The organism is Citrobacter sp. 21OH12SH02A-Citro (genome assembly GCF_027919895.1).
In the GTDB taxonomy this organism is placed as follows: Bacteria; Pseudomonadota; Gammaproteobacteria; order Enterobacterales; family Enterobacteriaceae; genus Citrobacter; species Citrobacter braakii.
In genome coordinates this window covers 841,136-862,764 of record NZ_CP114801.1, presented here as the reverse complement: position 1 = coordinate 862,764, position 21,629 = coordinate 841,136, and the positions used below count along the sequence as shown (strand labels likewise).

20 protein-coding genes and 1 tRNA gene are annotated in these 21,629 nt (G+C 51.7%); 5 read left to right on the top strand and 16 right to left on the bottom strand.

Annotation, left to right across the window (positions count from 1 at the left end; genetic code table 11):
• Positions 1–141: 141 nt before the first annotated feature.
• The 3 genes from O6D90_RS04245 to actS form a co-directional block, all read right to left on the bottom strand.
• A complete protein-coding gene (locus tag O6D90_RS04245; RefSeq protein WP_016157410.1) occupies positions 142–669 on the bottom strand; it encodes a hypothetical protein in 528 nt (175 codons plus the stop codon).
• 1,240 nt (positions 670–1,909) lie between these two features.
• Positions 1,910–1,983: transfer RNA gene (locus O6D90_RS04240), tRNA-Gly, on the bottom strand.
• A gap of 79 nt (positions 1,984–2,062) precedes the next feature.
• Entirely contained in the window at positions 2,063–2,821 is a 759-nt protein-coding gene (actS, locus tag O6D90_RS04235) for an amidase activator ActS (RefSeq protein ID WP_016157411.1), read from the bottom strand.
• Positions 2,822–2,987: 166 nt separating this feature from the next.
• Here actS and idi point away from each other — a divergent pair, with 166 nt between their 5' ends.
• Positions 2,988–3,536: an isopentenyl-diphosphate Delta-isomerase gene (gene idi, locus O6D90_RS04230; RefSeq protein ID WP_016157412.1), complete on the top strand. Its 549-nt coding sequence runs from the start codon at positions 2,988–2,990 to the stop codon at positions 3,534–3,536.
• Positions 3,537–3,621: 85 nt separating this feature from the next.
• Here the strand turns inward: idi and lysS are convergent, their stop codons facing one another.
• The 5 genes from lysS to xerD form a co-directional block, all read right to left on the bottom strand.
• Positions 3,622–5,139, bottom strand: coding sequence for a lysine--tRNA ligase (lysS, locus tag O6D90_RS04225; protein WP_005123357.1), 1,518 nt, complete (start codon positions 5,137–5,139; stop codon positions 3,622–3,624).
• Positions 5,140–5,148: 9 nt separating this feature from the next.
• A protein-coding gene (gene prfB / locus O6D90_RS04220) for a peptide chain release factor 2 (protein ID WP_100250065.1) occupies positions 5,149–6,247 on the bottom strand; the annotation gives its coding sequence in 2 pieces (ribosomal slippage) (positions 5,149–6,171 and positions 6,173–6,247; 1,098 coding nt in all).
• A gap of 217 nt (positions 6,248–6,464) precedes the next feature.
• Positions 6,465–8,198: a single-stranded-DNA-specific exonuclease RecJ gene (gene recJ, locus O6D90_RS04215; protein WP_016157413.1), complete on the bottom strand. Its 1,734-nt coding sequence runs from the start codon at positions 8,196–8,198 to the stop codon at positions 6,465–6,467.
• A 5-nt stretch (positions 8,199–8,203) separates the two neighbouring features.
• The gene (gene dsbC / locus O6D90_RS04210) at positions 8,204–8,917 is read right to left on the bottom strand and encodes a bifunctional protein-disulfide isomerase/oxidoreductase DsbC (RefSeq protein WP_016154345.1); all 714 of its coding nucleotides are present in this window, start codon (positions 8,915–8,917) and stop codon (positions 8,204–8,206) included.
• Positions 8,918–8,940: 23 nt separating this feature from the next.
• Positions 8,941–9,837 (bottom strand): site-specific tyrosine recombinase XerD, encoded by an 897-nt coding sequence (gene xerD, locus O6D90_RS04205; RefSeq protein ID WP_016154346.1) that lies wholly within the window; start codon positions 9,835–9,837, stop codon positions 8,941–8,943.
• 113 nt (positions 9,838–9,950) lie between these two features.
• On the opposite strand from xerD, the gene fldB reads away from it, so the two are divergent.
• Entirely contained in the window at positions 9,951–10,472 is a 522-nt protein-coding gene (gene fldB / locus O6D90_RS04200; RefSeq protein WP_016157414.1) for a flavodoxin FldB, read from the top strand.
• Positions 10,473–10,572: 100 nt separating this feature from the next.
• Here fldB and O6D90_RS04195 read toward each other — a convergent pair whose 3' ends face one another.
• Positions 10,573–10,980 (bottom strand): protein YgfX, encoded by a 408-nt coding sequence (locus tag O6D90_RS04195; protein WP_016154348.1) that lies wholly within the window; start codon positions 10,978–10,980, stop codon positions 10,573–10,575.
• Complete coding sequence (gene sdhE / locus O6D90_RS04190; protein ID WP_016154349.1) at positions 10,961–11,227, bottom strand: FAD assembly factor SdhE; 267 nt, start codon at positions 11,225–11,227, stop codon at positions 10,961–10,963. The genes O6D90_RS04195 and sdhE overlap by 20 nt, the downstream gene beginning before the upstream one ends.
• A 257-nt stretch (positions 11,228–11,484) precedes the next feature.
• On the opposite strand from sdhE, the gene ygfZ reads away from it, so the two are divergent.
• Complete coding sequence (ygfZ, locus tag O6D90_RS04185) at positions 11,485–12,465, top strand: tRNA-modifying protein YgfZ (protein WP_016157415.1); 981 nt, start codon at positions 11,485–11,487, stop codon at positions 12,463–12,465.
• Between the two features lie 79 nt (positions 12,466–12,544).
• On the opposite strand, the gene trhA is transcribed toward ygfZ, so the two are convergent.
• Together trhA and yqfB are read right to left on the bottom strand one after the other, a co-directional pair.
• Positions 12,545–13,204 carry a PAQR family membrane homeostasis protein TrhA gene (gene trhA / locus O6D90_RS04180; protein ID WP_016154351.1) on the bottom strand — a complete coding sequence of 220 codons (660 nt, stop codon included), beginning with the start codon at positions 13,202–13,204 and terminating at the stop codon, positions 12,545–12,547.
• Positions 13,205–13,367: 163 nt separating this feature from the next.
• A complete protein-coding gene (gene yqfB / locus O6D90_RS04175) occupies positions 13,368–13,679 on the bottom strand; it encodes a N(4)-acetylcytidine aminohydrolase (protein WP_016154352.1) in 312 nt (103 codons plus the stop codon).
• A gap of 52 nt (positions 13,680–13,731) precedes the next feature.
• Here yqfB and O6D90_RS04170 point away from each other — a divergent pair, with 52 nt between their 5' ends.
• Both O6D90_RS04170 and bglA read left to right on the top strand, forming a co-directional pair.
• The gene (locus O6D90_RS04170; protein ID WP_003838265.1) at positions 13,732–14,460 is read left to right on the top strand and encodes a MurR/RpiR family transcriptional regulator; all 729 of its coding nucleotides are present in this window, start codon (positions 13,732–13,734) and stop codon (positions 14,458–14,460) included.
• A 120-nt stretch (positions 14,461–14,580) separates the two neighbouring features.
• Positions 14,581–16,014 (top strand): 6-phospho-beta-glucosidase BglA, encoded by a 1,434-nt coding sequence (gene bglA, locus O6D90_RS04165; RefSeq protein ID WP_016154353.1) that lies wholly within the window; start codon positions 14,581–14,583, stop codon positions 16,012–16,014.
• A 94-nt stretch (positions 16,015–16,108) separates the two neighbouring features.
• On the opposite strand, the gene O6D90_RS04160 is transcribed toward bglA, so the two are convergent.
• The 4 genes from O6D90_RS04160 to gcvT all read right to left on the bottom strand — a co-directional run bounded on the left by O6D90_RS04160 (position 16,109) and on the right by gcvT (position 21,473).
• Positions 16,109–16,852: an SDR family oxidoreductase gene (locus O6D90_RS04160; protein ID WP_016154354.1), complete on the bottom strand. Its 744-nt coding sequence runs from the start codon at positions 16,850–16,852 to the stop codon at positions 16,109–16,111.
• Positions 16,853–16,913: 61 nt separating this feature from the next.
• Positions 16,914–19,787: an aminomethyl-transferring glycine dehydrogenase gene (gcvP, locus tag O6D90_RS04155; protein ID WP_016157416.1), complete on the bottom strand. Its 2,874-nt coding sequence runs from the start codon at positions 19,785–19,787 to the stop codon at positions 16,914–16,916.
• Positions 19,788–19,963: 176 nt separating this feature from the next.
• Positions 19,964–20,353 carry a glycine cleavage system protein GcvH gene (gene gcvH / locus O6D90_RS04150; protein WP_003026965.1) on the bottom strand — a complete coding sequence of 130 codons (390 nt, stop codon included), beginning with the start codon at positions 20,351–20,353 and terminating at the stop codon, positions 19,964–19,966.
• A 25-nt stretch (positions 20,354–20,378) separates the two neighbouring features.
• Entirely contained in the window at positions 20,379–21,473 is a 1,095-nt protein-coding gene (gene gcvT / locus O6D90_RS04145; protein WP_016157417.1) for a glycine cleavage system aminomethyltransferase GcvT, read from the bottom strand.
• Positions 21,474–21,629: the final 156 nt, after the last annotated feature.

Genomic DNA, 21,629 nt, shown 5'->3' with positions numbered 1-21,629 from the left:
CAGTTTCTAGTCTAAGCAAGGCTAGAAATTTTATATTTCCTAATTTTAGTTAAATGAAGGTCGTATGCAGTATCCGTTCTAAAACAACAATTAAAGATCGGATCTTTAATTGTAATTCTTTATGAGAAAACGCATAGTTTTTTATTCTGGCAATAGAAGATATCGAGGGTCTCGCACGCCAAATTTAAGGGCGATCTCTTTTCTCCAACGATACAATGTTGACGGCGAGTTCATAAATCTATCCTGAAGCTCCTCCATACCGCTTTCGGTTAAGAAGTACTTCATCTTCATGATATCTTTGTTGCTAATCTTAAAGTTACATTCCCTTCGCCCTGCCGTTATCTTGTCACCATTTCGTCGATATAGGCTTATTTTCTTAATCATCTCCGACACAGGTGTTGAGGTATCGAAAACAGCAATAACATTTTTGATATTATCCAGCCAAAAAAGAGCCAAAGGCATCAACCGTGAGCTGGAAATGATGATTATAATTTTATTGATATCTTTATTCCGTGAGAAAAAAACCAAGGTGCTACGTAAGCTATATTGATTAAGATTCACGAATAAATAATTTCTTTCGTTTGTAATCAGTGACATTTCATCAATAACACTAGCGGCACCACCCCCAAAGTAAATATCATTAGGTGGCCAGAAATGTTGATACTTCATGAAGCCTCCATAACCTCAAAAAACTCTATTTCATCCATGGAAAGGTAAGTGCGTACTTTTAAGCACACCGACCCTCTAAAAAATACCTAACAATCGAGTAATTAATTTTATTAATATTGCTAAATACATGAGATGAACTTTTACACAACAAGGATGTGATATCAACCCCTCGGCATTCATAGCTAAAAACTATCAATTATTCATTCTTAGATTTGAATTACTAATGGATATCGGCATTTTAATGCGATTATTGGTTGTATTATTAGTACCACCTGTGAAATCGCACTTTCATCTTTTATTCAAAATGAGAAAATTCTCAAAACACAAGGAAACATTTTCTTACAAATTACCAGCATACATACTGGGGTTAAAGGTAGCCTGACTGAATTGTCACCCATGTCTCTACCTTTAAATTCTTAGCTATACCGTGTGAGATTTTAATCAGTACAACTGAAGTCTATCTAACTATATTTGCTATATTTTTCAACAACAATGACAGAATATACACAAGGCTAACGAACCCCCGGCATAGCAAGCATTCAAAATGGTACAAAGTACTAAAGTAATTCGTATATTTTTGTGTATCTACATAATTTCGTGACCGGATAATGAGAACAAAACTAGTCACTTTAAGAAATTATTACTAATGATAAAACTCCTGAAGATATTTTTAACAAAATAGATGTCCACCATGTTTATCCAGGTAAAATCCTACCAAGTCTAAACCATTTAAAACCTGTTACTACCGATTAGAGAAAATTGACCTACGAAAAGGCCACATTACTTATTTATGAAGGATAACTAATCTTATATCGTGTTCAAAAAAGATAACTATGGAATTATAATCTAACAATTAACTACTTGACCTGTATTAGCGTTGATATATTTTCAGACAGACAATCAAACATACTCCTTAAAATTTCTTAAATAAATTCAATTGATTGATAGTTGATTTTTTGTACCACGGGGGAAATGCGATATTTAAGACACCAGTATCGCGAATTGTAAGGATTAACCAGCATATACAAAGCTCTACTATCCGAGAGCGTCAAAGATTTCTCTTTGGCCCCTGTGGATAGTTAGTTTCATATGAGGTATCTCCCGCCAGGGGGGCCTATCGTCTCCCACAATCGCTTTAGCCTGCATAGTCGTGCATTGAGTCTGTCTGACCGTTAAACAAAGAAACACATTGAGATTACGAAGGATAATTGAATCAGGAGAGTCAGTGAGAAGTAAGTCGTGGAGCGGGCGAAGGGAATCGAACCCTCGTATAGAGCTTGGGAAGCTCTCGTTCTACCATTGAACTACGCCCGCATTGGAGTGCGTAAGGGATTATAAACCTTACGCTCTTCTTGGCAAGGGACTAACTGACTGACTGGCGATTAATTCACCGTCAGCATTTTGGCTTACTGCCCTGCGGTGGCAAATAACGCAGCGGATCGATAGCCGTCGCCCGATAGCGGATCTGGAAATGCAGCCGCACCGTGGTCGCATCCGAGCTGCCCATCGTCGCGATCTTCTGCCCGGCTTTCACGTTTTGACCGTTGTTCACCAACATGGTGTCATTATGCGCATACGCAGTGATGTAGTCCTCACTGTGCTTAATCATAATGAGATTACCGTAGCCCCGTAGCTGATTACCGACATAAACCACCTTCCCGGCTCCGGCGGCATAAATCGGCGTACCGCGCGCAGCTGAGATATCAATGCCTTTATTGCCGCCGTCCGCGGTTGAATAAGGCAGAATCACTTTACCGCTGGCAGGCCACTGCCAGCAGCGCTGTCCTACCGGTGGCCAGGAGGACTGCGGTACGGACGAAGATGGTCTGACCGCCGCCGTTTTGGTTGAGGATTTCGTAGTTGTTTTGCCAGAGCCTGAACTGGTTTTCGCGCCGCCGCTGACCTTCAGCTTTTGCCCCACTTCAATGGTATAGGGCGGTGAAATATTATTCAGGCGTGCAAGCTCTTTTACGCTGGTCCCGGTGGCGCGCGAAATACGGTATAGCGTATCTCCCCGCTTCACGGTATACACGGAGCCGGAATAACTTCCTGTATCAGACGACTTGCTCCCGGAACAGCCTGCTAACAGCAGACCGACACACAGCAGCATCGCGATACTCAGGCCATTTTTCTTCAGGCGTCCTGCACTCAAAACAATACCTCGCAACATTTTCAGACGCTTTATCATAGCAGCCAGAAACCGGATGCCAAATCATATCGCGCAACGAAGCGTCGACTCTGGCATTTCACACCCTCTGTTAATCATTCTGACTTAATAGAGCATATAATGTGAATGCTTAAGATTGATGGTGGACGCTATGCGACAGGAACATGTCATTTTATTGAATGAGCAGGGCCAGCCCTGTGGAACACTGGAAAAGTATGCGGCGCATACCGCCACAACCCCCCTGCACTCTGCTTTCTCATGCTGGATATTTAACGAGCAGGGTCAACTGCTGGTCACCCGCCGTTCGCTGCACAAAAAAGCCTGGCCAGGCGTCTGGACCAACTCTGTCTGCGGTCACCCGCAGTTGGGTGAAACCACCGAAGCCGCTATTATCCGCCGGGCTTGCTTCGAGCTGGGTGCAGACATCGACTCGCTCAGCCCCGTGTATACTGATTTTCGTTATTGCGCCACGGATCCGAGTGGAATAGTGGAAAACGAAGTATGCCCGGTTTATGCCGCACATATCGTCAGCGAGCTACAGCTAAACCCAGATGAAGTGATGGATTCCCAGTGGAGCAATCTTGAGGATGTATTGAGCGGGATTGACGCGACGCCGTGGGCTTTTAGCCCGTGGATGGTAATGCAGGTTTCAGACGTTAAGGCGCGAGAGTTACTGCGCAAGTTTGCCAACGGGAATTGATTGCCTGACGGGGCTACGCCCATCAGGCCTACATAACGCATCGTAGGCCTGATAAGGCATCAGCCGCCATCCGGCATTTCACATCTTACTTAACCGGGCGCATTGCCGGGAACAGGATTACGTCGCGGATAGTATGGCTGTTTGTGAACAGCATAACCATACGGTCGATACCAATGCCCAGGCCCGCAGTCGGCGGCAGACCGTGTTCCAGAGCGGTAACATAGTCTTCGTCGTAGAACATCGCTTCGTCGTCACCTGCATCTTTGGCGTTAACCTGATCCTGGAAACGCTGCGCCTGATCTTCTGCATCGTTCAGCTCGCTGAAGCCGTTACCGATTTCACGTCCGCCAATGAAGAATTCGAAGCGATCGGTGATTTCCGGATTTTCATCATTACGACGCGCCAGCGGAGAAACTTCTGCCGGGTACTCGGTAATGAAGGTCGGTTGAATCAGGTGCGCTTCTGCAACTTCTTCAAAGATTTCGGTCACGATACGGCCCAGACCCCAGCTCTTCTCAACTTTGATGCCGATAGATTCCGCAATCGCTTTTGCAGAATCGAAGTTATCCAGATCGGCCATGTTGGTTTCCGGACGGTATTTCTGAATCGCTTCGCGCATCGTCAGTTTTTCGAACGGCTTACCAAAGTCAAAGACTTCTTCGCCGTAAGGCACTTCAGTCGTTCCCAGAACGTTCTGCGCCAGCGTACGGAACAGCGATTCGGTCAGTTCGATCAGATCTTTGTAGTCCGCATAAGCCATGTAGAGTTCCATCATGGTGAACTCTGGATTATGGCGAACAGAGATGCCTTCGTTACGGAAGTTACGGTTAATTTCGAATACGCGTTCGAAGCCGCCAACCACCAGGCGCTTGAGGTACAGTTCCGGCGCGATACGCAGGTACATGTCCAGATCCAGCGCGTTATGATGGGTGATAAACGGACGCGCTGCCGCCCCGCCAGGGATCACCTGCATCATCGGGGTTTCTACTTCCATAAAGCCACGACCAACCATGAACTGGCGGATACCAGCCATAATCTGTGAACGCACTTTAAAGGTATTACGGGATTCATCGTTAGAGATGAGGTCCAGGTAGCGTTGACGATAGCGCGCTTCCTGATCCTGCAGACCGTGGAATTTATCCGGCAATGGACGCAACGCTTTCGTCAGCAGACGCAGCTCGGTGCAGTGGATAGACAGCTCACCGGTCTTGGTCTTGAACAACTTACCTTTCGCGCCGAGGATATCGCCCAGATCCCATTTTTTGAACTGCTCGTTGTAGACGCCTTCCGGCAGATCGTCGCGAGCAACGTACAGCTGAATACGGCCGCCAACATCCTGCAGCGTAACGAATGATGCTTTACCCATAATACGGCGGGTCATCATACGGCCAGCAACGGAAACCTCAATGTTCAGCGCTTCCAGCTCTTCGTTTTCTTTCGCGTCGAAGTCAGCATGCAGTTGGTCTGAGGTATGATCGCGACGGAAATCGTTCGGGAAGGGGATCCCCTGCTCGCGCAGGCTCGCCAGCTTCTCACGGCGCGTTTTCAGTTCATTGTTAAGGTCGGCTACCGCGTCAGCGCCCTGTACGTGTTGTTCAGACATGTTGGTTCCTCATAACCCTGCTTTCAAACTTGCTTCGATAAATTGATCCAGGCTGCCATCCAGCACCGCCTGCGTGTTGCGGGTTTCAACCCCAGTACGCAGATCTTTGATGCGGGAGTCATCAAGGACATAAGAACGAATCTGGCTACCCCAGCCGATATCTGATTTAGTATCTTCCATCGCCTGTTTCTCGGCATTCTTCTTCTGCATTTCCAGTTCATAAAGCTTCGCTTTCATCTGCTTCATGGCCTGGTCTTTGTTCTTGTGCTGGGAACGGTCGTTCTGACACTGCGTCACAATCCCGGTCGGGATGTGGGTGATACGCACCGCAGATTCGGTACGGTTAACGTGCTGACCGCCCGCACCAGAAGCGCGATAAACGTCAATACGCAGGTCCGCCGGGTTGATATCGATATCAATATCATCGTCAACTTCCGGGTAGACAAACGCAGAGCTGAACGACGTATGGCGACGACCGCCGGAGTCGAACGGGCTTTTACGCACCAGGCGATGTACACCGGTTTCAGTACGCAACCAACCGTAAGCATATTCGCCAGCAATTCTGATGGTCACGGATTTAATACCCGCCACTTCACCTTCAGATTCTTCAATAATTTCAGTCTTAAAGCCGCGCGCTTCAGCCCAACGCAGGTACATACGCATCAGCATGCTTGCCCAGTCCTGTGCTTCCGTACCGCCTGAGCCAGCCTGAATATCGAGATAGCAATCTGCGCTATCATATTCACCGGAGAACATACGACGGAATTCCAGCTGGGCCAGCTTATCTTCCAGCGTATCAAGTTCTGCTACGGCTTCGTTAAAGGTTTCTTCGTCGTCGGCTTCTACAGCCAGTTCCAGCAGGCCGGAGACATCTTCCAGGCCCTGGCTCATCTGATCGAGCGTATCGACGATGGCCTCAAGGGAGGAACGCTCTTTACCCAGCGCCTGCGCGCGTTCGGGTTCGTTCCATACGTCCGGCTGTTCCAGCTCGGCGTTTACTTCTTCCAGACGCTCTTTCTTGGCATCATAGTCAAAGATACCCCCTAAGAACGTTAGAGCGCTCCGTGAGGTCCTGAATGCGGTTATTTACCGGATTAATTTCAAACATTGTCTGATTTCTTTTATTGGACTAGTCAAAATGCGGTTATAAGAGCGGGATTGTAACTAATCCACACCCTTTTTTATAGCGAATATACACATCATCCTTCAAGCTGCCTCTTTGTTGGCTGCGCGATTTCTCCCCAGTCACGTACTACTCGTACGCTCATGGAGACTCATCCACTTGCCGCCTCGATGCAGCTTGAATGATTTTGTGTAAAGTGACGCTAAAGTGGCCAGATATTATCGATTATAATCTGCAGGCTGCGGTTGCCGCGAAACTCATTAATATCCAGTTTGTAGGCAAGCTGAACTTCGCGAACACCGTTATCCGGCCAGCAGGTGGTATCAACGTTGAACGCAATACCGTCCAGCAACGGTCCACCACCGACGGGCTCCACCATCACCTTCAGATGACGCTCACCGACCAGACGCTGCTGGAGCAGACGGAAATGCCCGTCAAACAGCGGTTCCGGGAACATTTGTCCCCACGGTCCGGCATCACGCAGCATTTGCGCGACCTCCATGGTCATCTCCGCCGCGCTCAGAGCACCGTCTGACACCACTTCGCCCTGCAGCAAGGCGGGGTCCAGCCACTCGGTTACCAGTTCACCGAAACGCTGCTGGAAACGCTCAAACTGCGCCTCTTCCAGCGACAAACCCGCCGCCATAGCGTGACCGCCAAACTTGAGGATCATACCTGGATGAAGAGTGTCCAGGCGCTCCAGCGCATCGCGCATGTGCAGCCCCTGAATCGAGCGCCCGGAGCCTTTCAGCGTACCGTCACCGGCCGGGGCAAACGCAATTACCGGACGGTGAAAGCGCTCTTTAATACGCGATGCCAGAATCCCCACCACTCCTTGATGCCACTCGGGATGATACATCGCCAGACCGCCCGGTAGCGTATCGCTACTGCGCTCCAGCTTTTCACACAGAGTCAGCGCTTCCGCCTGCATCCCCTGCTCGATCTCTTTGCGCGTCTGGTTGAGTGCGTCCAGCTCATTAGCCAGCACGCGTGCTTCACCAATGTTGTCGCACAGCAACAGCGCCACACCAACGGACATATCGTCCAGACGCCCCGCTGCATTCAGCCGTGGCCCGAGGGCAAAACCTAAATCACTGGCAGCCAATTTGAGTGGGTCGCGATTGGAAATCTCCAGCAGCGCTTTTATACCAGGGCGGCACTTTCCGGCACGAATACGGCTTAAGCCTTGCCACGTCAGAATGCGGTTATTGGCATCCAGCGGGACCACGTCGGCCACCGTACCAAGCGCAACCAGATCGAGCAAATCCGCCAGGTTCGGCGGCGCAATTCCTCGTTCATCAAACCAGCCTTTGTCACGCAGGAAGGTGCGCAGCGCCAGCATCAGATAGAAGGCCACGCCAACGCCAGCCAGCGATTTAGACGGGAATTCACAATCGTGCAGGTTAGGATTGATGATCGCTTCAGCGCCCGGCAGCGTGTCCCCTGGCAGATGGTGATCGGTCACAACGACCGGGATCCCCAGCGTTCTGGCATGTTCAACACCCGCGTGGGACGAGATGCCGTTGTCGACGGTGACAATCAGTTGAGCGCCACGGGCATGGGCCTGATCAACGACTTCCGGGCTTAAGCCATAACCATCTTCAAAACGATTAGGCACCAGGTAGTCCACGTTACTGCAGCCCAACGCGCGCATCGCCAGAATGCTGAGCGCGGTGCTGGTCGCGCCATCGGCGTCAAAATCGCCGACCACGATGATTCGGGTTCCTTCGCGAAAAGCGTTATAGAGGATTTCAACCGCTTTTTCGACACCGTTCAAATGCTGCCACGGCAGCATGCCTTTCACACTACGCTCAAGCTCCTGCGCGCTGCGCACGCCGCGGCTGGCGTATAAACGGCGCAGCAATGGCGGCAAGTCGGCAGGTAGCTCGGCGGTCTCGTCGGCTTCACGCCGACGAAGTTGTATCTGTTGTTTCACGCGAATTATTTACCGCTGGTTTGTTTTGCATGTGCGTCGAGGAATTCTTTCATCTCTTTCGGGCCCTGATAGCCTGGCACTACATAGCCATTGCTCAGCACAATCGCCGGCGTACCGCTGACGCCAAACTGTACGCCCAGCGCGTAGTGGTTAGCGATGTCCACATTACAGGTCGCAGGCTTCACATCTTTGCCAGCCATGGCGTCGTCAAAGGCTTTGTTTTTGTCCTTCGCACACCAGATAGATTTCATATCCTGCTCGGCCTGGCTTTCCAGTCCCTGACGAGGGAAGGCCAGATAGCGTACGGTAATCCCTAACGCATTGTAGTCTTTCATCTCTTCATGCAGCTTGTGGCAGTAGCCACAGGTGATGTCGGTGAAAACGGTAATGACGTGTTTTTCCTGCGGCGCTTTGTAGACGATCATCTCGTTTTCCAGCGCGTTCAAATGCTTCATCAGCAGTTGGTTGGTGACGTTTACCGGGCTTGCACCGCTCACGTCATACATCGGTCCCTGAATAATATGTTTACCGTCTTCGGTAACGTACAGCACGCCGCTATTGGTCAGTACAGTTTTCATGCCCGCAACCGGAGCAGACTGAATCTCGGTACTCTGAACACCCAGCTTCGCTAATGACTGGCGAATCGCCGCATCGTCTGCATGTACCATGCCGGAAAACGCCGTCGCCAGCAGGGTGAACATCATAAAACGTTTTTTCATAACCTATCCTTTCCTGTCAGCACTCACGCTCGCGGGTGATGCTGTTGATGTAGTTGCCGCAAGCGCTCCGTTGCGACATGAGTATAAATCTGCGTTGTCGAGAGGTCGCTATGCCCCAGTAGCATCTGCACCACGCGCAGATCAGCGCCATGGTTGAGCAGATGCGTGGCAAACGCATGCCGCAGGACGTGCGGGGACAGCTTTTCGCTGTCGATTCCAGCCAACACAGCATAGTGTTTGATACGATGCCAGAAGGTTTGACGAGTCATCTGTTGCGCCCGCTGGCTGGGAAACAGCACATCTATTGATACACCGTTGAGCAACCACGGACGCCCATGCTCCAGGTACGTTTCCAGCCAGTACACCGCCTCCTCACCTAACGGGACAAGGCGCTCTTTATTACCTTTACCGATCACCCGAACCACGCCCTGACGCAGGCTGACGTCACTCATCGTCAGCCCCACCAGTTCAGACACGCGCAGGCCTGTGGCATACAATACTTCCAGCATGGCTTTGTCGCGAAGTTCCAGCGGTTGTTCTATCAGCGGCGCCTGCAGAAGTCGTTCGACCTGTGCTTCGCTGAGATCTTTGGGCAGACGCTGCGGAAGTTTAGGTGATGCAAGCGAGGCACTGGGGTCATCTTCGCGATATTTTTCACGGTACAGATGCTGAAAAAAACGCCGCATTGCACTGAGCAAGCGTGCGGAACTGGTGGCTTTATATCCCCCATCCATCCGCTCAGCCAGCAATGCTTGCAGGTCATCACTCTGCGCGGTCGCAAGCGAGGCGCCGCGGTGATGTAGCCATTCGACAAGCATGGTCAGATCGCGACGATACGCACTTAGCGTGTTTTCCGCCAGATTTCGTTCCAGCCACAGGGCATCAAGAAACTGCTCGATGCGCGCCAGATCCTGTTCCACTCGCGCCCCTTATTTCACTCTCATTTTTGATGCATTATGCCTCATTGTGCCGAGAATGCGGCGATTCTGTTACACTACCCGCAACGCTACAGCAGAATTGAGATGTTTACGTCATGAACATGGGTCTTTTTTACGGTTCCAGCACCTGCTATACCGAAATGGCAGCAGAAAAAATCCGCGATATCCTGGGTCCCGAACTGGTGACACTGCACAACCTCAAAGATGATTCCCCGACCTTAATGGAGCAGTATGACGTGCTCATTTTAGGCATTCCAACCTGGGATTTCGGTGAAATCCAAGAGGACTGGGAAGCGGTCTGGGAGCAACTGGACGACCTCAACCTGGAAGGCAAAATTATTGCGCTTTACGGTATGGGCGATCAGTTGGGATACGGTGAATGGTTCCTGGATGCGCTGGGTATGCTGCACGATAAACTGGTCACCAAAGGCGTAAAATTTGTTGGTTACTGGCCAACCGAAGGGTATGAATTTACCAGCGATAAGCCCGTCATTGCCGATGGACAGCTGTTTGTTGGCCTGGCGCTGGATGAAACAAACCAGTACGATCTCAGCGATGAACGCATTCAGGCCTGGTGCGAGCAAATCCTTGGTGAAATGGCCGAACACTGGTCCTGATAACCATTTTGCCGGATGTAGGCGTAAACGCCATATCCGGCCTACATGCCGCACCGAACCGTAGACCTTAACGCTGCACGCCATCAGGCATTCATCAGCATTATCCCTGCTTCGCCTGTTGCAGTATTAACCGCCGCAAATCCCGCCACTCCGCGTCATCCATACTGTCTGCCGCCAGCCACAAATGCTGACGTTTTCCGGCATCGGAACGTAAACGCAGCATCATGCCTGTTTTGACCATCCAGGGTGCGCTAGCAATAGTCCACTCTTGCCCTTGCCAGCGCAGACGACCGTCCATCAACAGCCGAATCTCGCCCTGACAGGCATTGATTCGGCGCTGGCTACGGACGCTATCGAACACCACCAGAGAGAGCAGAACCAGCCATAATGGGGTGTAGCTCAATGGCCAGGGCATCAATAAAATAAATACCGCGACCAGCCCATGAATGAGCAGCGAAAGCCATTGCGCGCGCCATGAAACGCGTAAATCAGATTGCCACTGGACCACGTTCCCGATTCCGTGTCTGGATAAGTCGCACCATCTGCTCTAGCTGAGCATCAGCCGGTTTCCCATGATTCATCAACCAGTTAAATAAGTCTGGATCATCACATTCTAGCAGACGGATAAAGATACGTTTTTCTTCATCACTTAAGCTGTCATATTCATGTTCGAAAAACGGCATGATCGAGATGTCCAGCTCACGCATACCGCGACGGCATGCCCAATGAATACGTGCTTTGTTGTTAATATCCATGTTCTTCTTCCTGTCTCGCGAAAACGAAGTATCCCGCTATTGTAACGTGTTTTTCCCTCATATTTACGGGAATATCAGTAAACGGAAGCGTGCTCGCTAAATAAAACCACATTAAGTCAAAGGATTCAGCATTTTTGGATGTCTCCTCGCAAAGCTTAATATATGGCACAAATAGCCTGTTTAAACCGCTTGCAATGGGCCATAGCTCTTTTACCATTAGTCATTATCACTGCGTTAAGCAAATCAGGACATTAATTATGGCTTTTATATCTTTTCCTCCTCGCCAGCCTTTCGCGTCAACGCGCTTGCCTCTGACGCTAATGACGCTCGATGAATGGGCGCTCGCCACCATCACCGGTGTCGACAGTGAGAAGTATATTCAGGGTCAGGTCACAGCGGATGTCAGCCAGATGACCGAGCATCAGCACGTGTTGGCAGCACATTGTGACGCCAAAGGTAAAATGTGGAGCAACCTGCGTCTGTTCCGCCAGGGTGACGGTTTTGCATGGCTTGAGCGCCGTAGTCTGCGCGATGCGCAGCTCACCGAACTGAAAAAATATGCGGTCTTCTCGAAAGTGGCGATTGCCCCGGACGACGAGCGCGTACTGCTGGGCGTCGCGGGATTCCAGGCGCGCGCAGCGCTGGCCAATATCTTTAGCGAATTACCAAACAGCGATAAGCAGGTCATTACTGAAGGTTCTTCCACCATATTGTGGTTCGAACATCCCGCTGAGCGTTTCCTGCTGATCGTTGATATTGCAACGGCGGAAACCCTGGTAGAGAAGCTGCGCGGTGAAGCGGAGTTAAATAACAGCCAACAGTGGCTGGCGCTGGATATCGAAGCAGGTATTCCGGTGATTGATACTGCCAACAGCGCACAGTTTATTCCGCAAGCCACCAATCTGCAGGCTCTGGGCGGGATCAGCTTTAAAAAAGGCTGCTATACCGGTCAGGAAATGGTTGCTCGCGCAAAATTCCGCGGAGCCAACAAACGTGCCATGTGGACGCTGGCAGGTGCGGCCAGTCGGGTACCGGAAGCAGGTGAAGACCTGGAGCTGAAAATGGGTGAGAACTGGCGTCGTACCGGCACCGTACTCGCCGCAGTGCAACTGGCGGATGGACAGGTACTGGTGCAGGTTGTGATGAATAACGACATGGAAGCCGACAGCGTGTTCCGCGTTCGTGACGACGCGAAAACGCTGCATATCGTACCGCTGCCGTATTCGCTGGAAGAGTAAATCGCCGGGTGGTGACTTTATCTTACCGGGTCGCGCGTTTTAAAGACCCGGTAAGCTCAGCACTGCTGGGTAATGATAATTACGCCTGCCCCACGTACAGGTAGATCGCCAGGAAATGGCAAACGCTGCCACCCAGCACAAAGCCGTGCCAGATCGCATGGTTGTATGGAATGCGCTTACAGACGTAGAAAATAACGCCCAGCGAATACACCACACCACCAACTGCCAGCAACGTCACACCACCCACCGCCAGCTTAACCGCCAGTTGATACACCACAATCAGCGATAGCCAGCCCATCGCCAGGTAGGTTACCAGCGACAGGACCTTAAACCGGTGCGCAATGGTCAGTTTGAATAAAATACCGAGCAGCGCCAGGCTCCAGATAACAATCATCAGTCCACGTGCCAGCGGCGAATCCAGCCCCACCAGCAGAAATGGCGTGTAGGTCCCGGCAATCAGCAGATAAATCGCGCAGTGGTCGAACTTTTTCAGCCAGACTTTCGCTCTTTGATGGGGGATCGCGTGATATAAAGTTGAGGCGAGGAACAGCAGGATCATGCTGCCGCCATACAGGCTATAGCTGGTTATCGCCATGGCGCTGGCGTTGGTATCCACTGCCTGAACCAGCAACAATACCAGTCCGACAATCCCAAACACCAGCCCGATACCGTGACTGATGCTATTGGCTATTTCCTCTGCCAGCGAATATCCCTGCGCAATTAATGGCTTCTGAACCATATTTTACTCCCGAGAAACGAACACTATCGTGATTGCTCCTCTAGCGTAACTGAGAATGGTTCCAGTGAACACCTGTTAGCTAAAATATTTGCCAACTAAATAACAATCCATAAAAATCATGATGTTATATTTTAATATTCAGCTAACATGCGTACCTTTAGAATCAAAGGCATTTAAAATCAATCACATAAAATTGTGTTTGATCCGGGTAAATCTCGGCAATCACGTGTTTAAGTTCTTCTAGCGTCATGTTTTCCTGGCGAGCATGTTTCTCCGTCAGCGTATCCAGCGTGACGGTTGAGGTGCCAACAACCTCAATCGTGCAGAAGTACCCCTCATCTTCGAAGCGCCCAACCCGTAGAATGTCACCGGCTTTGAAGTGTGATTCGGACTCGTCACGAATCGTAATGGTTTTACGTCCGGCCAGAATGTCATCCTGGAAACGCTGAAAAAAAGTGATGTCATTTGGCTGCATGTTATTATTCCCTGTAGATGAAGTCTGATGAGTGAGTTTTGCCATTGTGAGTATGTTCTCCCACGCTGCCATCGCCAGTCTCAACAATCTTGAGATGCTGGTCTACAACTATGTCATCAAAAACCGTGACAAAGTCATGTACATGACCATTCGCGAACTGGCTGATGCCGTGGGCGTTTCCACCACCACCGTACTGCGCTTTTGCCGCAAGCTTAAGTGTGAAGGTTACTCAGAATTTCGCGTACGCTTCAAATTATATTTAGAGCAGAATGAACCGCAACAGGCTAATTTCGGTGCCAGCGAAATTATCAGCTTCTTTAAAGGCGTCAATAACGACGAGTTCGACAAACTACTCGATCAGGCTGTTGATATTATATTATCTTCCGAGCGTATTATATTCGTCGGAGCGGGAACATCCGGAGCTCTGGCAAAATATGGCGCTCGTTTTTTCTCAAACGTCGGAAAATTCAGTAACCACATCGATGACCCTTATTTCCCGGTAACTAATGATATGGCCAGAAACGCGCTGGCGATCGTGCTTTCCGTTTCTGGAGAAACCGAAGAGATCCTACGCTTTGCCAGCCAGTTCAGTCTGCATAACTGTAAGGTTCTGTCGGTCACCAGCCATGAACATTCGCGCCTCGCGAAACTTGCCGACTTTAATCTCTCCTGGCACGTTCCACAGACACGCATTGCCGGGGTATACGATATAACCACGCAGATCCCCGTTATTTATATTCTGGAATCACTCGGTCGCAAGCTGGCGAAAAGAATAGCGTAAAAAAACAATATGTTTTTTTGATGTAACAAATCACATTAACGCTATTTTGTTATATCGTGACATTTATCTTTCCTTTGTTAGACTCAAAATCAGATTGTATTAATTTGAGACTGAGCGCAGATGAAAAAACTTACCTTACCAAACGATTTTTTATGGGGCGGCGCGGTTGCGGCGCATCAGGTTGAAGGCGGCTGGAATAAAGGTGGCAAAGGGCCCAGCATTTGCGACGTACTGACCGGGGGGGCACACGGCGTTCCGCGAGAAATCACTCAGGACGTCGTGCCAGGTAAGTACTACCCCAACCACGAAGCCGTCGATTTTTACGGTCATTACAAAGAAGACATTAAGCTGTTTGCCGAGATGGGCTTCAAATGCTTCCGTACGTCAATTGCCTGGACCCGTATCTTCCCCAAAGGGGACGAAACCCAGCCAAACGAAGAAGGGCTAAAATTCTACGACGACATGTTTGATGAACTGCTGAAGTACAATATCGAACCGGTCATCACCCTTTCCCACTTCGAAATGCCGCTACACCTGGTTCAACAGTACGGTAGCTGGACCAATCGCAAAGTCGTTGATTTCTTTGTCCGTTTTGCTGAAGTGGTCTTTGAGCGCTACAAGCACAAGGTCAAATACTGGATGACCTTCAACGAAATCAACAACCAGCGTAACTGGCGTGCACCGCTGTTTGGCTATTGCTGCTCCGGCGTGGTGTATACCGAGCATGAAAACCCGGAAGAGACTATGTACCAGGTGCTGCACCACCAGTTCGTGGCCAGCGCTCTGGCGGTGAAAGCCGCACGTCGCATCAACCCTGAAATGAAAGTCGGCTGCATGCTGGCAATGGTCCCGCTATACCCGTACTCCTGTAAGCCTGAAGATGTGATGTTCGCGCAGGAATCGATGCGTGAACGCTATGTATTCACCGACGTTCAACTGCGCGGCTACTATCCATCTTATGTACTGAACGAGTGGGAGCGCCGCGAATTCAATATTCGAATGGAAGCTGGCGATGAACAAATCCTGCGTGAAGGTACCTGCGACTATCTCGGGTTTAGTTACTACATGACCAACGCGGTAAAAGCGGAAGGCGGTAGCGGCGATGCCATTTCCGGTTTTGAGGGCAGCGTGCCGAACCCGCACGTCAAAGCATCCGACTGGGGCTGGCAGATTGATCCGGTCGGCCTGCGTTACGCCTTATGCGAACTGTACGAGCGTTATCAGAAGCCATTGTTTATCGTTGAAAACGGATTTGGCGCTTACGACAAAGTGGAAGAAGACGGCAGCATCCACGATGACTACCGCATCGACTATCTGCGCGCCCACGTCGAAGAGATGATGAAAGCGGTAACGTATGACGGCGTAGATCTGATGGGCTACACGCCGTGGGGCTGCATCGACTGCGTCTCGTTCACCACCGGCCAGTACAGCAAACGCTACGGTTTTATCTACGTGAACAAACACGACGACGGCACCGGCGATATGTCGCGCTCGCGTAAGAAAAGTTTTGAGTGGTATAAAGCGGTGATTGCCAGCAACGGCGAGAATCTGTAATTTTTTGCCGGATGGCGCTGCGCTTATCCGGTTTACGGGAACTGAACCTGTAGACCAGAGCAGACATTTACGCCGCCATCCGGCAAGCAACGTATTACTTCCCGCCGGCCAGCTCCAAAAAACTGCCCGTGACGTAAGACGCCTTCTCACTCAGCAGCCAGGTTATCGCCTGCGCGACCTCTTCCGGTTGTCCGCCGCGCTGCATAGGCAACATGGATTTCACGCGATCGACCCTTCCCGGCTCACCGCCTGACGCATGCATTTCCGTGTAGATAAGACCGGGTCGCACGCAGTTCACGCGTATCCCCTGCGCCGCAACCTCCAGCGCGAGGCCGGTGGTGAGCGTGTCCACCGCACCTTTTGAGGCTGCATAATCAACATATTCGAACGGGGCACCAAGCCGTGACGCCGCCGAAGAGACATTCACAATCGCCCCGCCCTGACCGCCGTGCTTAAACGACATGCGCTTTACCGCTTCCCGACAACACAGAAAATAGCCGGTAACATTCGTCGCTAGGACGCGATTAATACGCTCAGCGGTTAGGCTTTCCACCGTGCTCTGTTCAAACAAAATCCCGGCATTGTTCACCAGAGCAGTCAGCGGCTCGCCCTCGCGGTCAATGGACTCAAACATCGCCCCGACCTGGCTTTCATCGCTGATATCTGCCCGCAGAGCAAACGCCTTTCCTCCCGCAGCGGCGATATTGTTCACCACCTCCGTTGCCGCACGAATATTGTGATGAAAGTTAACGGCGACCGTGTAACCCTCTAGCGCTAACTGCAGCGCGGTTGCCCGGCCAATACCGCGACTGCCCCCCGTAACCAGTGCTATAGCCATCACTATTCTCCCCAAAAATAAAGGCGCCGAAGCGCCTTTAAAAGATAGCTGAATCAGTCGATTACTGATAATCGCTCAACGGCACGCAGGAGCAGAACAGGTTACGGTCACCGTAAACGTCATCAAGGCGTTTCACGGTCGGCCAGTATTTGTTCGCTACGCCCGCCGGGAAGACGGCGATTTCGCGGCTGTAACCGTGATTCCACTCCGCGACCAGCTCATTTTGCGTGTGCGGGGAGTTAACCAGCGGGTTATCTGTAAGCGACCATTCACCGGCTTTCACGCGATCGATCTCTGCGCGGATTGCCAGCATCGCATTGATAAAGCGATCCAGTTCCACTTTGCTTTCCGATTCAGTCGGTTCCACCATCAGCGTACCCGCTACCGGGAACGACATGGTCGGCGCATGGAAACCGTAATCGATCAGACGCTTGGCAATATCCAGTTCGCTGATGCCGGTCTCTTCTTTCAGTGGGCGAATGTCGAGAATACATTCATGTGCCACGCGACCATCGCGACCGGTATACAGCACCGGATAGGCATCTTTCAGACGGCTGGCAATGTAGTTAGCGTTCAGGATCGCCACCTGGCTTGCCTGCTTCAGACCTTCTGCGCCCATCATACGGATGTACATCCAGCTGATCGGCAGAATGGATGCGCTACCGAACGGTGCCGCAGAAACCGCGCCCTGACGGGTGAGCATCCCTTCAATCTGTACTACGCTATGACCCGGCACGAACGGCGCCAGATGCGATTTAACACCGATTGGTCCCATACCTGGGCCACCGCCGCCGTGCGGAATGCAGAATGTTTTATGCAGGTTAAGGTGAGAGACATCGGCACCGATAAAGCCCGGTGTGGTGATCCCAACCTGAGCATTCATGTTCGCGCCATCAAGATAAACCTGGCCGCCAAACTGGTGCACAACGTCGCACACTTCACGGATCGTTTCTTCATACACGCCATGAGTAGAGGGATAGGTCACCATGATGCAGGAGAGGTTTTCACCCGCCTGCGCCGCTTTTTCACGCAGATCGCCAAGATCGATGTTGCCGTTCTTATCACAGGCGACAACCACTACCTGCATACCCGCCATCTGTGCGGAGGCCGGGTTGGTACCGTGGGCAGAGGCCGGGATCAGACAGATATCGCGATGGCCTTCGTTACGGCTTTCGTGATAATGGCGAATCGCCAGCAGACCCGCATACTCGCCCTGCGCGCCGGAGTTCGGCTGCATGCAGACTGCGTCATAACCGGTCAGTTTTACCAGCCATTCGGAAAGCTGGCCGATCATCTGGTGATAACCTTCTGCCTGCTCTGGCGGGCAGAACGGATGCAGTTCAGCGAATTCCGGCCAAGTGATAGGGATCATCTCGGCGGCAGCGTTCAGCTTCATGGTGCAAGATCCCAGCGGGATCATTGCCTGGTTCAGGGCCAGATCTTTGCGCTCCAGCGAGTGCATATAACGCATCATCTCGGTTTCGCTGTGATAGCGATTAAACACCGGATGGCTGAGGATCGCATCATCACGCAGCATGCTGTCCTGAATGGAACGGCTGTCGAGCGCCACGTCTTTGTCCAGCGTATCGATGTTCAGACCGTGGCTGTCTCCCAGCAGAACATTGAACAACTGCACCACGTTTTCACGGGTGGTGGTTTCATCGAGCGTAATACCTACCGCGTTATGGATATCGCTACGCAGGTTGATTTCTGCCGCTTCAGCACGCGCCAGTACCGCAGCCTTATCGGCCACTTCAACACACAAAGTGTCAAAGTAGTGCGCATGACGCAGCTTCAATCCTTTCTGTTGCAGACCGGCTGCCAGAATATCGGTCAAACGATGGATGCGATTAGCGATACGTTTCAGGCCAACCGGGCCATGATAAACGGCATACAGGCTGGCGATGTTGGCCAGCAGAACCTGCGAGGTACAAATGTTGGAGTTCGCTTTCTCGCGGCGGATATGCTGTTCGCGAGTCTGCATCGCCATGCGCAGGGCGGTATTACCCGCTGCATCTTTGGAGGCGCCGATAATACGGCCTGGCATGGAGCGTTTGAATTCGTCTTTAGCGGCAAAGAATGCCGCGTGCGGGCCGCCGTAGCCCATCGGTACGCCGAAGCGTTGCGCAGAGCCGAAAACGATATCCGCGCCCTGTTTGCCCGGTGCAGTCAGCAGCACCAGCGCCATAAAGTCGGCAGCGACGCTGACCACTATTTTACGGGATTTCAGCTCAGCCATCAGGGCGCTGTAGTCGTGCACTTCACCGGTGGTGCCAACCTGCTGCAACAGCACGCCGAACACATCCTGATGATCCAATGCTTTTGCCGCGTCATCAACAATGACGTCAAAACCAAAAGTTTGCGCACGAGTACGCACTACGTCCAGCGTTTGCGGATGAACATCAGCCGCCACAAAGAAACGGTTGGCGTTTTTCAGTTTGCTGACGCGTTTGGCCATCGCCATGGCTTCAGCTGCAGCAGTAGCTTCATCCAGAAGAGAAGCGGAAGCCATGTCCAGGCCGGTCAGATCCAGCGTCACCTGCTGGAAGTTCAGCAGTGCTTCCAGACGGCCCTGGGAGACTTCCGGTTGATACGGGGTGTAGGCGGTGTACCAACCCGGGTTTTCCAGCATGTTACGCAGGATAACCGGTGGCAGCTGCACGGCGGTGTAGCCCATGCCAATGTAGGACGTGAAGCGCTTGTTACGCCCGGCGATGGCTTTTAATTCAGCCAGCGCAGCGTATTCGGTCGCCGCCTCGCCCACCTGTGGCGGGGTTGCGAGCTGAATGTCTTTCGGCACAATCTGGCCGATCAGCGCGTTTAACGACTCGGCGCCAACCGCATTCAGCATCTCTTGCTGCTGCGCGGCGTCCGGTCCGATGTGGCGTTCAATGAAAGCGCCGCTATTTTCAAGCTGGCTTAACGTCTGTGTCATGGGCGATGGTTCCTGAAACGTGCAGTGAATCGTAGGTGTCTCTACTTACCTGAATACGCAAAAAATTCGCGTTGCAGGAAGGCGGCGACGCAGCACATCCCCAGGAACTTACATCAGTAAGTAACTGAGGTGTGCAAGAAAGCCAACACACCTGCAACGTGAAGAATGAAGCGTATTTATTCGTCTTCTAACAAAGCTTCATATGCAGTCGCATCCAGCAGCGATTCAATTTCGCTTTCATCGCTGGCTTTGATTTTGAAGATCCAGCCCCCTGCATACGGCTCGCTGTTGACCAGTTCCGGGGAGTCGCTGAGCGCGTCGTTAACCGCAACAATCTCACCGCCTACTGGCGCATAAATATCGGATGCCGCTTTTACGGATTCCGCAACGGCGCAGTCATCGCCCGCGCTGACGGTTGCGCCAACTTCGGGCAGGTCAACGAAAACCATGTCACCTAACAGCTCCTGAGCATGTTCGGTGATCCCAACGGTGTAAGAGCCGTCAGCTTCTTTGCGCAGCCATTCGTGTTCTTTGCTGTATTTCAGTTCTGCAGGTACGTTGCTCATCAATCAATCTCCAAAAAAGGATGAATTACGCGACGGCTTTGCCGTTACGCACAAAAACAGGTTTAGTCACTTTTACCGGCATTTCGCGGTTACGGATCTGTACGATCGCATTCTCACCAATACCCGCAGGGACACGCGCCAGCGCGATGCTGTAACCCAGGGTTGGGGAGAATGTCCCGCTGGTGATAATGCCTTCCTGCTGATTGCCGGAAGCATCGGTGAAACGCACCGGCAGTTCATTACGTAGTACGCCTTTCTCGGTCATCACCAGTCCGACCAACTGTTCGTGGCCTTTTTCACGCTGCATTTCCAGCGCTTCCCGACCGATAAAGTCGCGGTCAGTCGGTTCCCACGCAATGGTCCAGCCCATGTTGGCCGCCAGCGGGGAAATGCCTTCGTCCATCTCCTGACCGTACAGGTTCATGCCGGCTTCCAGACGCAGCGTATCGCGCGCGCCAAGACCGCAAGGTTTGACACCTGCTTGTACCAGCGCACGCCAGAAGTCTGCCGCCTTTTCACTCGGCATGGCAATTTCATAGCCTGCTTCGCCGGTATAACCGGTGGTTGCGATAAACAAATCACCCGCCTGAACGCCGAAGAACGGCTTCATGCCTTCTACCGCCTGGCGCTGCTCGTCAGTAAACAATGTGGCTGCTTTTTCCTGCGCGTTTGGCCCCTGCACCGCAATCAGCGACAGATCGTCTCGAACGGTGATGTCGATGGCGTAAGGTTCAGCGTGTTGGGTAATCCAGGAGAGGTCTTTTTCGCGGGTGGCGGAGTTTACAACGAGGCGGAAGAAATCTTCAGTGAAGTAGTAGACAATCAGGTCATCTATCACGCCGCCCGAAGCGTTGAGCATACCGGAGTAGAGGGCTTTACCCGTCTTCGTTAGCTTCGCGACGTCGTTTGCCAGCAGATAACGCAAGAACTCCCGGGTGCGGCTACCGCGCAGGTCGACGATGGTCATATGTGACACATCAAACATTCCGGCATCGGTGCGAACAGCATGGTGTTCATCAAGCTGAGAACCGTAATGCAGTGGCATCATCCAGCCATGGAAATCCACCATGCGCGCGCCACATAGCGTGTGTTGTTCGTACAAAGGAGTCTGTTGAGCCATCTTTTCCTCGTTGAATAAGCGGGGCTACCAACTCTTTCGCGGTGAAATTTTCGCCACGAAACCCAGCACCGCAGCCGCTCCAGGGGCCACGACGCAAACGTTCTCTTTGTCCTGAACTTACCACCGAAACAGACGCTAAACCATAAGGCAAAATTA

Coding starts and splice junctions, on each gene's coding strand:
- trhA (WP_016154351.1), bottom strand. CDS start 13,204: ATGGTTCAGAAGCCATTAATTGCGCAGGGATATTCGCTGGCAGAGGAA.
- yqfB (WP_016154352.1), bottom strand. CDS start 13,679: ATGCAGCCAAATGACATCACTTTTTTTCAGCGTTTCCAGGATGACATT.
- bglA (WP_016154353.1), top strand. CDS start 14,581: ATGAAAAAACTTACCTTACCAAACGATTTTTTATGGGGCGGCGCGGTT.
- ygfZ (WP_016157415.1), top strand. CDS start 11,485: ATGGCTTTTATATCTTTTCCTCCTCGCCAGCCTTTCGCGTCAACGCGC.
- dsbC (WP_016154345.1), bottom strand. CDS start 8,917: ATGAAAAAACGTTTTATGATGTTCACCCTGCTGGCGACGGCGTTTTCC.
- idi (WP_016157412.1), top strand. CDS start 2,988: ATGCGACAGGAACATGTCATTTTATTGAATGAGCAGGGCCAGCCCTGT.
- fldB (WP_016157414.1), top strand. CDS start 9,951: ATGAACATGGGTCTTTTTTACGGTTCCAGCACCTGCTATACCGAAATG.
- lysS (WP_005123357.1), bottom strand. CDS start 5,139: ATGTCTGAACAACACGTACAGGGCGCTGACGCGGTAGCCGACCTTAAC.
- O6D90_RS04170 (WP_003838265.1), top strand. CDS start 13,732: ATGTTCTCCCACGCTGCCATCGCCAGTCTCAACAATCTTGAGATGCTG.
- gcvT (WP_016157417.1), bottom strand. CDS start 21,473: ATGGCTCAACAGACTCCTTTGTACGAACAACACACGCTATGTGGCGCG.
- gcvH (WP_003026965.1), bottom strand. CDS start 20,353: ATGAGCAACGTACCTGCAGAACTGAAATACAGCAAAGAACACGAATGG.
- sdhE (WP_016154349.1), bottom strand. CDS start 11,227: ATGGATATTAACAACAAAGCACGTATTCATTGGGCATGCCGTCGCGGT.
- O6D90_RS04245 (WP_016157410.1), bottom strand. CDS start 669: ATGAAGTATCAACATTTCTGGCCACCTAATGATATTTACTTTGGGGGT.
- gcvP (WP_016157416.1), bottom strand. CDS start 19,787: ATGACACAGACGTTAAGCCAGCTTGAAAATAGCGGCGCTTTCATTGAA.
- O6D90_RS04160 (WP_016154354.1), bottom strand. CDS start 16,852: ATGGCTATAGCACTGGTTACGGGGGGCAGTCGCGGTATTGGCCGGGCA.